The sequence below is a fragment of the Curtobacterium sp. ME26 genome, assembly GCF_903970945.1.
Classification (GTDB): domain Bacteria; phylum Actinomycetota; class Actinomycetes; order Actinomycetales; family Microbacteriaceae; genus Curtobacterium; species Curtobacterium citri.
This window is the reverse complement of the sequence record NZ_CAJCKG010000073.1, coordinates 1-10641: the sequence shown is the minus strand read 5'-3', so window position 1 is coordinate 10641 and position 10641 is coordinate 1. Positions and strand designations below refer to the sequence as shown.

11 protein-coding genes are annotated in these 10641 nt (G+C 72.7%); 1 reads left to right on the top strand and 10 read right to left on the bottom strand.

What is annotated here, in order from left to right:
* Window positions 1-146: 146 nt before the first annotated feature.
* The 10 genes from H7A69_RS16335 to H7A69_RS16290 form a co-directional block, all read right to left on the bottom strand.
* Window positions 147-1169 carry a site-specific tyrosine recombinase XerD gene (locus tag H7A69_RS16335; RefSeq protein WP_182048014.1) on the bottom strand — a complete coding sequence of 341 codons (1023 nt, stop codon included), beginning with the start codon at window positions 1167-1169 and terminating at the stop codon, window positions 147-149.
* Between the two features lie 41 nt (window positions 1170-1210).
* The gene (locus tag H7A69_RS16330) at window positions 1211-1801 is read right to left on the bottom strand and encodes a DUF1349 domain-containing protein (protein WP_182048013.1); all 591 of its coding nucleotides are present in this window, start codon (window positions 1799-1801) and stop codon (window positions 1211-1213) included.
* The gene (locus tag H7A69_RS16325) at window positions 1798-2382 is read right to left on the bottom strand and encodes an NUDIX domain-containing protein (RefSeq protein ID WP_182048012.1); all 585 of its coding nucleotides are present in this window, start codon (window positions 2380-2382) and stop codon (window positions 1798-1800) included. The genes H7A69_RS16330 and H7A69_RS16325 overlap by 4 nt, the downstream gene beginning before the upstream one ends.
* A gap of 97 nt (window positions 2383-2479) precedes the next feature.
* On the bottom strand, window positions 2480-4201 hold the full coding sequence (locus H7A69_RS16320) for a CTP synthase (protein WP_182048011.1): 1722 nt from the start codon (window positions 4199-4201) through the stop codon (window positions 2480-2482).
* 154 nt (window positions 4202-4355) lie between these two features.
* The gene (recN, locus tag H7A69_RS16315; RefSeq protein ID WP_182048010.1) at window positions 4356-6050 is read right to left on the bottom strand and encodes a DNA repair protein RecN; all 1695 of its coding nucleotides are present in this window, start codon (window positions 6048-6050) and stop codon (window positions 4356-4358) included.
* A complete protein-coding gene (locus H7A69_RS16310; protein ID WP_182048009.1) occupies window positions 6047-6967 on the bottom strand; it encodes an NAD kinase in 921 nt (306 codons plus the stop codon). The genes recN and H7A69_RS16310 overlap by 4 nt, the downstream gene beginning before the upstream one ends.
* Window positions 6964-7815, bottom strand: coding sequence for a TlyA family RNA methyltransferase (locus H7A69_RS16305; RefSeq protein WP_182048008.1), 852 nt, complete (start codon window positions 7813-7815; stop codon window positions 6964-6966). The genes H7A69_RS16310 and H7A69_RS16305 overlap by 4 nt, the downstream gene beginning before the upstream one ends.
* Complete coding sequence (locus H7A69_RS16300; protein ID WP_182048007.1) at window positions 7808-8146, bottom strand: hypothetical protein; 339 nt, start codon at window positions 8144-8146, stop codon at window positions 7808-7810. Before H7A69_RS16300 ends, H7A69_RS16305 begins: the two co-directional genes overlap by 8 nt.
* A 10-nt stretch (window positions 8147-8156) precedes the next feature.
* The gene (locus H7A69_RS16295; RefSeq protein WP_182048006.1) at window positions 8157-9134 is read right to left on the bottom strand and encodes an HAD-IIA family hydrolase; all 978 of its coding nucleotides are present in this window, start codon (window positions 9132-9134) and stop codon (window positions 8157-8159) included.
* A 25-nt stretch (window positions 9135-9159) separates the two neighbouring features.
* Window positions 9160-9909, bottom strand: a complete 750-nt coding sequence (locus H7A69_RS16290; RefSeq protein WP_182048005.1) for a hypothetical protein — start codon at window positions 9907-9909, stop codon at window positions 9160-9162.
* Between H7A69_RS16290 and H7A69_RS16285 the strand changes: the two genes are divergently transcribed.
* On the top strand, window positions 9862-10641 hold a 780-nt coding region (locus H7A69_RS16285; protein WP_220456275.1), incomplete at its 3' end, for a hypothetical protein. The genes H7A69_RS16290 and H7A69_RS16285 overlap by 48 nt on opposite strands.

The following is a 10641-nucleotide window of genomic DNA, read 5'->3' as shown; positions in this document are numbered from 1 at the left end:
CCACCTCCTGTTAGCTAGACACCCGCCGCTGTTGTCATCTGCAGCGCACGCCCCCACTGCCATACTACCCCGGCTCCGTCCCCTCTTCCCCGCCCGCGCGCGCTCCGCGCCAGCCCGCCCCAGCGCCCAGCGCCCAGCGCCCAGCGCTACCGCCGCGCCCTCGGGTGCGCCGTCTGGTACACGTCCCGCAGCATGTCCGCCGTGACGAGGGTGTAGATCTGCGTCGTCGCGACGCTCGCGTGCCCGAGCAGCTCCTGCACGACACGGACGTCCGCCCCACCCTCGAGCAGGTGCGTCGCGAACGAGTGCCGGAACGTGTGCGGCGACACGTGCGCGGCGAGTCCGGCACGCTCGGCCGCCGCCTGGATCACGAGCCAGGCGCTCTGCCGCGACAGTCTCGCTCCCCGGGCGCCGAGGAACAGCGCCGGCGTCGAGGTCCCGCGCGCGGCGAACACCGGTCGCGCCCGCACCAGGTAGGCGTCGATCGCGGCCCGCGCGAAGCTGCCGAGCGGCACGACGCGCTGCTTGTTCCCCTTGCCCGTGACCCGGACCACGGCGAGCCCGTCACCGCCGCCGTCCTCGTCCTCGTCCTCGTCCTCGTCCTCGTCCTGGGGATCGGACAGCGTCGTGACGTCGTCGACCGACAGCCCCACCGCCTCCGAGATGCGCGCACCCGTGGCGTACAGCAGCTCGAGGAGCGCCCGGTCCCGCAGCTGCACGGGGTCGTCGTCAGCCGTCTCCGCGGCACTGAGCAGCCTCTCCATGTCGTGCACCGAGATGGCCTTCGGCAGCCGCGACGGCGCCTTCGGCGGGCGGACGGCGGTGCCCGGGTCCAGGGGCAGCCACCCCTCGGCGGCGGCGAACGCGGTGAAGGTCCGCACCGAGCTGAGCATCCGGGCGACCGACCGCGGAGCGAGGGGCTGCTCCGGACGGGTGGTCAGGTGTGCGACGAACCCGGCGACGTCCGCGCGGGCGAGGCGCCCGACGTCGGCGACCGCGGCCGCTCCCCCAGCGCGGTCCGCGCCCTCGGACCCGACCGTCGGCGCCGAGGCGAGCCACTCCGCGAAGACCGCGAGGTCCCGTCGGTACGCCGCGACGGTGTGCTGCGAGAGTCCCCGCTCGACCGCGACGTGCCGCAGGTAGGTGTCGACGGCACGACCGAGCGGGATCACCCCACAACGCTATCCGCGCCGACGCCCGGGCACGCCACTCAGTGCAGTGACTCGTCCGGCTCCCCGAACCGGCACCCCGTGAAGGACACGGTGAGCCCGGACCGTGTCGGCGCCGCGCAGAACAGCCCGGCGGCGACCACCGCGTCGGGGTCGAGGTGCGCGACCCGGACGAGCCGGGGTTCCTCGCCCTCGGCCCACGCCCGGATCGTCACGGCGTCGCCCGAGCGGCTCGCCCGCACCGTCACGGTGCGGCCCGTCCACGCCGGCACCGGTCCGACCGACCAGTCCGACGTCCCGTGCGTGACCACGGCGCCGACCTGCGGCACACCGTCGGACCGTTCGACGCCGGCCTTGATCCACTCCCGCTCGTCGACGCGCAGGAAGAGCCCGGCCTGGTCGAACTGCTCCGTGAAGTCGAGGACGAAGGACACCTCGACGGAGAACGCGCCGTCGGTCGGGCGGAGCAGCGCGTGCTCGGAGTCGTGCACGAACCCGTACGAGGTGGTCCGCCAGGCGTCGCTGCCCTCGATCGCGGTGACGCGCAGGACGTCGCCGTCGAGCTCGGCCGCCGCCGGCTCGTGCGTCCACCGACCGTCCGTCAGCAGCGCGTCGAGCCCGGAGGCACTCACCGGCCGGCGCGCCGTTCGATCGCCTCGACCGCGAGCGTCGCCGCGACCAGGGCGGAGTTGTGCAGCCGTCCGTCGAGGATCGCGTCCACCAGTTCCTCGCGCGGCACCCAGCGGGTCACGATGTCGGCCTCCTCGGCCTCACGCTCGAAGGCGCTCTCCGTCGCCCGGACCCCGCGTGCACGGAAGATCTCGATGAACTCGTCGCTGCCACCGGACGACGTGTTGTACGTCAGGAGCGGCTCCCAGTGGTCCGCCGCCAGGTCTGCCTCCTCGCCGAGCTCGCGCTGTGCTGCGGTGAGGTGGTCCTCGCCCTCCTGGTCGAGCAGCCCGGCCGGCAGCTCCCAGTCGCGGAGGCCCACCGGGTGTCGGTACTGCTGGATGACGAGGACACGGCCCTCGTCGTCCTCGGCGTAGACCGCGACGGCTCCGGTGTGGTCGACGTACTCGCGCACCATGTCGTGCCCCTTGTAGTCGACGTGGTCGCGGCGGATGTCCCACACCACGCCCTCGTACACGACGGTGGACTCGGTGACCTCGTACGAGGCCGGTTCGTCGGCGATGGGGGCGTCAGCGTCAGTCACGTCCCCATCCAAGCACGCGTCGCCCACGACGCACCCGCAACGGACGGGAGGCGCGGTGCCAGCCGGCACCGCGCCTCCCGTCGAACAAGCAGTCGCGTTACGCGACGACCTCCGCCGACTCCTCGGCCGGGTCGAAGAGGCTGGACGCCTCGTGCCGCGCGATCGCCGCGTCGACGAGCCCCGCGAACAGCGGGTGCGCGTCCGTCGGCCGCGAGCGCAGCTCGGGGTGCGCCTGCGTGGCGATGTAGAACGGGTGCACGTCGCGCGGCAGCTCCACGTACTCGACGAGGGTGCCGTCGGGCGAGGTGCCCGAGAAGACGAGCCCGGCGTCCGCGATCTGCTGCCGGTAGGTGTTGTTCACCTCGTAGCGGTGACGGTGACGCTCCGACGCCTCGGACGCGCCGTACAGCTCGGCCGCGAGGGACCCGTCGGAGAAGTGCGCCGGGTACAGGCCGAGGCGCATCGTGCCGCCCAGGTCGCCACCGGCGATGATGTCCACCTGCTCCGCCATGGTCGCGATGACCGGCGTCGAGGTCTCCGGGTCGAACTCGGTGCTCGACGCGTCGGTCAGGCCGGCCTCGTGGCGGGCGTACTCGATGACCATGCACTGCAGGCCGAGGCACAGGCCGAGCGTCGGGATGCCCTGCTCACGCGCGAACTTGAGCGCGCCGAGCTTGCCCTCGATGCCGCGCACGCCGAACCCGCCGGGTACGCAGATGCCGTCGACGTCGCCGAGCTGCTTCGCGGCGCCCTCGGGCGTGGTGCAGTCGTCGGACACGACCCACTTCAGCGTGACCTTGGCGCTGTGGGCGAAGCCGCCGGCGCGCAGGGCCTCGGTGACCGACAGGTACGCGTCGGGCAGGTCGATGTACTTGCCGACGAGGGCGATCGTGACGGCCTTCTTCGGCTCGTGCACGGCGTCCAGCACCGGGTTCCACGCCGACCAATCGACGTCGTGGGCGTCGAGCTTCAGGGCGTCGATGATGACCTGGTCGAGGCCCTGGTCGTGCAGCAGCGTCGGGAGGTCGTAGATCGACGGCACGTCCACGGCGTTCACCACGGCGTCCTCGTCGACGTCGCACATCAGGGCGATCTTGCGCTTGTTCGAGTCCGACACCGGGCGGTCCGACCGGAGCACCAGGGCGTCCGGCTGGATGCCGATCGAGCGGAGCGCGGCGACGCTGTGCTGCGTCGGCTTCGTCTTCTGCTCCCCCGAGGCGCTCATGAACGGCACGAGCGACACGTGCACGAAGAACACGTTGTTGCGGCCGAGCTCGTGGCGCACCTGCCGCGCCGACTCGATGAACGGCTGGGACTCGATGTCGCCGACCGTGCCGCCGACCTCGGTGATGATGACGTCGGGCTGCGGGTCGTTCTCGGCCTGCTCGCGCATCCGACGCTTGATCTCGTCGGTGATGTGCGGGATGACCTGCACCGTGTCGCCGAGGTACTCGCCGCGACGCTCCTTGGCGATGACGCTCGAGTAGACCTGGCCGGTGGTCACGTTGGCGGCCTGCGACAGGTTGATGTCGAGGAAGCGCTCGTAGTGGCCGATGTCGAGGTCCGTCTCGGCACCGTCGTCGGTCACGAAGACCTCGCCGTGCTGGAACGGGTTCATGGTGCCCGGGTCCACGTTGAGGTACGGGTCGAGCTTCTGCATGACGACCTTGAGGCCGCGCGCCGTGAGCAGGTTGCCGAGGCTCGCAGCCGTCAGGCCCTTGCCGAGGGACGAGACGACCCCGCCGGTCACGAAGATCTGCTTCGTGACCTTCGGGGTCGAGGTCGAAGAATTGGTTCCGCCGCTGAGAGTGTCCGCCACGGGATTCCATCGTACGTCAGAACGGCCGGGAGGCGCGACCCGCGTTCGCCGCGGGCGTTGCGTCCGGCACCGACGTCGGACTGCAGGCGCGTGGCGGGCCCGCCACGCGCCTCCCGTCCGGTCCGGTCCGGTCCGGTCGGTGGACGCTCGATGTCTACGCGCGCTGGCCGGCGACGTCGAGGAGCTCGCGCGCGTGCTCGATGCCGCTCGCGCTGTCGCCGAGGCCGGACAGGAGCCGTGCCATCTCCTGCAGGCGGTCCTCGCCCTCGAGCCGACGCACGCTCGACGAGGTGACCGCGCCGCTGGCGTCCTTGACGACGTTGAGGTGGTTGTTCGCGAAGGCCGCGACCTGCGCGAGGTGCGTGACGACGATGACCTGCGTCCGCTCCGCGAGCTTGGCGAGCCGCCGCCCGATCTCGATGGCAGCCGCACCGCCGACGCCCGCGTCCACCTCGTCGAAGACGAAGGTGGGGACGGTCGTGCTGCCGGCCATCACGACCTCGATCGCGAGCATCACCCGGCTCAGCTCGCCACCGGAGGCGCCCTTGCCGATCGGCCGGGGGTCCGTGCCCGAGTGCGGCTGCAGCAGGATCGCCACCTGGTCGCGGCCGTGCCGGCGGTACTCGCCGGCGTCGGTGACCTCGACGACGAGGGTCGCCCCGGCCATCGCGAGGGTCCGCAGCTCGGCGGTGACCCGCTTCGCCAGGTCCGTCGCTGCCTTCGTCCGAGCGGTCGTGAGGGCAGAAGCGGCCTGTTCGAGCGCCTGTTCGTCCTGCTCGACTGCCTGCTGCAGGCCGGCGATGCGGTCGTCGTCACCGTCGAGCTCGAGCAGCCGGTCGCTCGCGCGCTGCCCGTACACGATGACGTCGTCGACGGTGTCGCCGTACTTGCGGGTGAGGTTCGCCAGCAGCGCGCGACGCTCGTTGATGAGCTCAAGGTCGTGTCCCGCGTCGGGCTCGAGCGAGCCGAGGTAGCTCGACAGGCTCGCCGAGGCCTCCGACGCCTGGATGCCGAGTTCGGTGAGCTGCTCGAGGACGGGCTGCAGCGCGGCGTCCGAGCCGGCGACGCGTTCGACCGCGCGGCGGGCGGACTCGACGAGCCCGATCACGTCCGGGCTGTCGTCGAGCGACTCGCTCGACAGCGCCTCGTGCGCCAGCCCCGCGGACAGCCGGAGCTCCTCGAGGTTGCCGAGCCGTTCCGCACGCTCCGCGAGCTCGAGGTCCTCACCCGGCTGCGGGTCGGCCGCCTCGATCTCGTCCGATGCCGCGCGGATGCGCTCGGCCTCGGCCACGCGGTCGTCGCGGTCGCGCACGAGCGTCTCGAGCTCGCCGGTGTGCTCCTGCCACGTGTCGTACGCGGCGACGTACCGCGCGAGTGCCTTCGCGAGCGCCGCACCACCGAAGCCGTCGAGCGCCGCACGCTGCGCCGACGCCGAGGTCAGGCGGATCTGGTCGGACTGCCCGTGCACCGTGACGAGCTGGTCGGCGAGTTCGCCGAGCACCGCGACGGGCGCGCTGCGGCCGCCGACGGTCGCCCGGCTGCGACCCTCGGCCGAGACCGTGCGCGTGAGGATGAGCTCGCCGTCCTCCACCGTGCCGCCGGCGTCCTCGACGCGTTCCGCGACGGCGTCGTGCTCGGGGACGTGCCAGCGGCCCTCGACCACGGCGCTCGGCGCACCGCGGCGCACGGAACCGGCGTCCGCGCGCGCGCCGAGCAGCAGTCCGAGCGCGGTGACGATCATCGTCTTGCCCGCACCGGTCTCCCCCGTGACGACGGTGAACCCCGGCCCGAGCTCGAGCGTGGTCTCGCCGATGACGCCGAGGTCGGAGATGACGATCTCCTCGATCATGCGTCGTCCTCGACGGCGGGTCCGCGCCACCCCGCGACCGGCAGCTGGAACTTGGCGACGAGACGGTCGGCGAACGGGGCGTCCTTCAGCCGCGCGACCCGCACGGGGTCCGACGACCGACGGACCTCGACCCGGGCGCCGGGCGGCAGGTCGTGCGTCCGGCGGCCGTCGCACCACAGCACGCCGACGCCGCTCGTGCGGCGGAGGACCTCGACCGCGAGGGTGCAGTCCGGTCCGACGACGATCGGACGGGCGAACAGGGCGTGGGCGCTCAGCGGCACCATGAGCAGGGCGTCGACGTCGGGCCACACGATGGGTCCGCCGCCGGAGAACGAGTACGCGGTCGACCCCGTGGGCGTGGCGATCACGACACCGTCGCAGCCGAACGAGGACAGCGGCCTGCCGTCGACCTCGGTGACGACCTCGAGCATGCGCTCCCGCGACGCCTTCTCGATGGTGGCCTCGTTGAGCGCCCACGACGTGTAGACGACCTGGTGCCCGACGACCACGTCGACCTGCAGGGTGACGCGCTCCTCGACCTTGTAGTCACCGCTCAGGGCACGTTCCACGGTCGCACGCAGGCCGTCGCGCTCGCTCTCGGCGAGGAAGCCCACGTGCCCGAGGTTCACGCCCACGATCGGTGCGCCCGTCCCGCGGACGAGCTCGGCCGCACGGAGGATCGTGCCGTCGCCGCCGAGGACGATGACGATCTCGAGCTGGTCCGCCTGCACGTCCACGCCGAGGATGTCGACCTGCCCGACCGAGGCCTCGGCCCGGCGGACGTCCGCGTACTCGTCGAACGGCATGACCGGGGTGAGGCCGGCTGCGTGCAGGAGGTCGCAGACCTCGACCGCAGCGTCGATCGAGTCCTGTCGGCCGGTGTGGGACACGAGCAGGATGTGCCGGTCGTCGCTCATGCGAGTCCTTCGGTGAGTTCGGTGGCCCGACCGATCCAGACCGTCGGGTTCCCCCATCCTGCCGGATCACCCCCGACACGACGCTGGAAGTGGGCGAGGTACTCGTGGTTGCCGTGCGTCCCCACGATCGGCGACGACGCCAGCCCGACCGTGCCGAGCCCGGCGTCCCACGCGGACCACAGCACGTTCATGAGCGCGTCGTTCCGGAGCGCGGCGTCGCGGACGATGCCCTCGCGCACGCCGCCCCGACCGACCTCGAACTGCGGCTTGACGAGCAGCACGAACTCGTCGGCGGGCACGGCCTCGGCGAGGACCGGCAGCACCAGGCGCAGCGAGATGAACGACAGGTCGCCGACGACCAGGCTCGTGCGCGGTGCCGCGGCGTCGAGTGCCGCGTAGGCGTCCGGGGTGAGGTCGCGGGCGTTGCACCCCTCGACCACGCGCACGCGGTCGTCCAGGGCGAGCACCGGGTCGAGCTGCCCGTGCCCGACGTCGAGCGCGATCACCCGTTCGGCGCCGTGGTGCAGGAGGACCTGGGTGAACCCGCCCGTGCTCGCGCCCACGTCGAGCACGACCCGACCGCCCGGTTCGACGCCGAACACCTCGAGGGCGCTGACGAGCTTGCGCGCCGCCCGCGAGACCCACTCGTCCTCCGTGTCGACGACGAGCTCGGCGTCCGGGGCGACCGCGGTCGACGGCTTCACGACCGCGGTGCCGGACACGGTCACCCGGCCGGCCTGGACGAGCTTGGCGGCCGCGGTGCGGGACCGGACGAGTCCGCGGGCCGCCAAGAGGGCGTCGAGGCGCACCGGTGCACCCGCGCCGTCCGGGAGGCCGGCTTCAGGCACGGGGTCCGCCGTCGCGACGACCGCTGCCCCACACCTGACCGGCGCCGGCAGCGCGGCCCGAGGTGTGCCCGGTGGTGGGCTCTGTGGTGCGCTGGGTGGTGCGCTCTGCCGGCGGCGCCTGGCCGCTCTCGAGGCGGGTGCGCAGCTCGTCGTGCAGCGCGGCGAAGGCGTCGGCGCGTTCGGGCAGCGGCAGGTCCTCCGCAGCGGCGGTGCGAGCGGCGAAGTCGTCCGGGCCGGGCTGCTCCTGGTCCTGGTCCTGGTCCTGCACCCGCTCTGCCGGCGCCTGGTCCTGGTCCTGGCCCTGCGCCTGCTCCGTCTGCTCCTCTGGCACGTCGGTCAGGCTACTCGCCGCCGTACAGCGTCGGGTCGACGTCGAGCCCGTAGATCGCCAGGCCCGACTCCCAGATCAGCGCGGCACCGGCGCGGAGCCGGTCGATCGGTTCGCCGCGGTCCAGCACGCGGACGACGTGTCCGTGCATCGCGACGGTGGCGTCGCCGACGGAGACGTACCGGGTGCCGTCCGGGTCCTGCCGTCGGACCGTCACCGGGTAGGGCGCCGAGAGCCCGCGCAGGTCCTGCAGCAGGTACGTCGGACGCGACCGCTGGTCTGCGGCGAGCACCTGCTTCGCCTGGTCGATCCCGGTGAGCACGAGCACGCTCGGGATGCCGGCGTCGTTGGCGCCCTTGATGTCGGTGTCGAGCCGGTCGCCGATGAACAGCGGGTGCTCCCCACCGAAGCGGGCGATCGCCGCGTCGAAGATCGGTCGCTCGGGCTTGCCCGCCACCACCGGCATCCTGCCGACCGCCTGGTGCACGGCGGACACGAGCGTGCCGTTCCCCGGCGCGATGCCGCGCTCGACCGGGATCGACCAGTCCATGTTCGTCGCCACCCACGGCACGTCGGGGTCGGCGAGGGCGAACGACGCCTCGGCGAGGTGGGTCCACCCGAGGTCCGGCGAGAACCCCTGGATGACCGCCGCCGGTGCGTCCTCGGCGCTCGTCGTCACCGTGAAGCCGGCCTCCTCGACGATGCTCGTGAGCCCGAGTCCGCCGGTGACCAGGACGGTCGAGCCGGCCGGCACCAGGGTCTCGAGCAGCCGGACGCCCGCCTGCGACGAGGTGACGACGTCGTCCGCGGACACCTCGAGCCCGTAGCGCTCGAGGTGCTCCGCCACGTCGGCCGGACGACGCGACGCGTTGTTGGTGATGTAGCCGACCCGAGCGTGCAGGGACGCGCGCGTGAGCGCCTCCACGGCGTGCGGGATGGCGTTCCGGCCGCGGTAGACGACGCCGTCGAGGTCGGTGAGGACGACGTCCACACCGTCCGTCGGCGGCCTCGGCGTGTCAGCCGGCTGCGGAGCCGTCGACGTCGCGGGGGTTGTCGTCGTCGATCTCGCCGAGGTCGTCGTCGGGGTCGTCGCCGCCGAGCTGGTCGGTGTCGTCGAGTCCGTCGGCTCCGTGCTCGGGAGCGCCGAGCTCGTCCGCGCCGGGCTCGCCGGGCTCGTCGGTGCCGCGCTCGTCGTGTCCTTCGACTTCTTCCTCGACCACATCAACAGTCTCCCATGCGTTCTCGTCGGCGACCTCGGCGAGTGCTGCGGCCGCACGGTCGACCCGTGCCCACCACTCGTCGGCCTCGTCCTGGCGGCCGAGCTCCTCGAGCGTGGCCGCGTAAGCACTGTAGAGCGCCGGGGACCAGCTGTAGGCCGTGGTGGGGTCGAGCTGTGGGATCTCGAGTTCCCCCAGCGCCGCCGTGGGGTTGCCCAGGTCGAGTCGGGCGCCCGACATCGCGATCGCGAGCTCCACCTGCACCGCGGTGTCCAGCGCGGCACGGTCGATCGACCGCCCGAGCTCGAGCGCACGCTCCGGACGGCCCAGGCCGCGCTCGCAGTCCACCATCATCGGCAGCTGGTCGTTCTTGCCGGCGATGCGCCGGTACGTCCGCAGCTCCCGCAGCGCCGTCGCGAAGTCACCCGTACGGTAGGCCGTGATCGCGGCGGTCTCCCGCACGACGGCGACGCGACCGGCACGACGAGCGGCGCTCAGGGCGTGCTGGTTCGCCGTCTCCGGGTCGTCGTCGACGAGCAGCGCGGCCATGACGAGGTGCTTCGCGACCCAGTCCGCGTTGTCCTTGCTGAGCGTCTTGAGCTCGGCACGGGCGGCCGGGTCGAGGTCGCGCGCCGAGACGCTCTCGTCGATCTCGGGGTCCTCGTGCCGAGGGCGGATCGACTTGGTGCCGTACGGGTCGCGGTCCTCCCAGTCGTCGCGTGCCGACTCACCGAAGCGAGCGCCGGCGTGCCGGGAGCCGTCACCGAAGCGGGGCCGCGCGCCGTGGTCGTCGTCGCGACGGGGCCGGTCGTCGCCGCGGAAGGGACGACGTTCACCTTCACGCTGCGGACGACGGTCGTCACCACCGGAACGGTAGGGGCGGTCCCCGTCACGCGGGGGACGACGGTCATCGCCACCGCCGCGGAAGGGACGACGCTCCCCGTCACGCTGCGGACGACGGTCGTCACCACCAGAGCGGTACGGACGGTCGCCGTCACGGGGCGGACGACGGTCGTCACCACCGCTGCGGAAGGGACGACGCTCGCCGTCACGCGGGGGACGACGGTCATCGCCACCGCTGCGGAAGGGACGACGGTCATCGCCACCGCTGCGGAAGGGACGACGCTCCCCGTCACGCTGCGGACGACGGTCGTCACCACCGGAACGGTACGGACGGTCGCCGTCACGCGGCGGACGACGGTCATCGCCACCGGAACGGTACGGACGGTCGCCGTCACGCGGCGGACGACGGTCATCGCCACCGGAACGGTACGGACGGTC

Excerpts from the sequence above, each read along its gene's own strand:
- recN (WP_182048010.1), bottom strand. The coding sequence starts at position 6,050 with ATGATCGAGGAGATCGTCATCTCCGACCTCGGCGTCATCGGCGAGACC.
- H7A69_RS16310 (WP_182048009.1), bottom strand. The coding sequence starts at position 6,967 with ATGAGCGACGACCGGCACATCCTGCTCGTGTCCCACACCGGCCGACAG.
- H7A69_RS16290 (WP_182048005.1), bottom strand. The coding sequence starts at position 9,909 with ATGGCCGCGCTGCTCGTCGACGACGACCCGGAGACGGCGAACCAGCAC.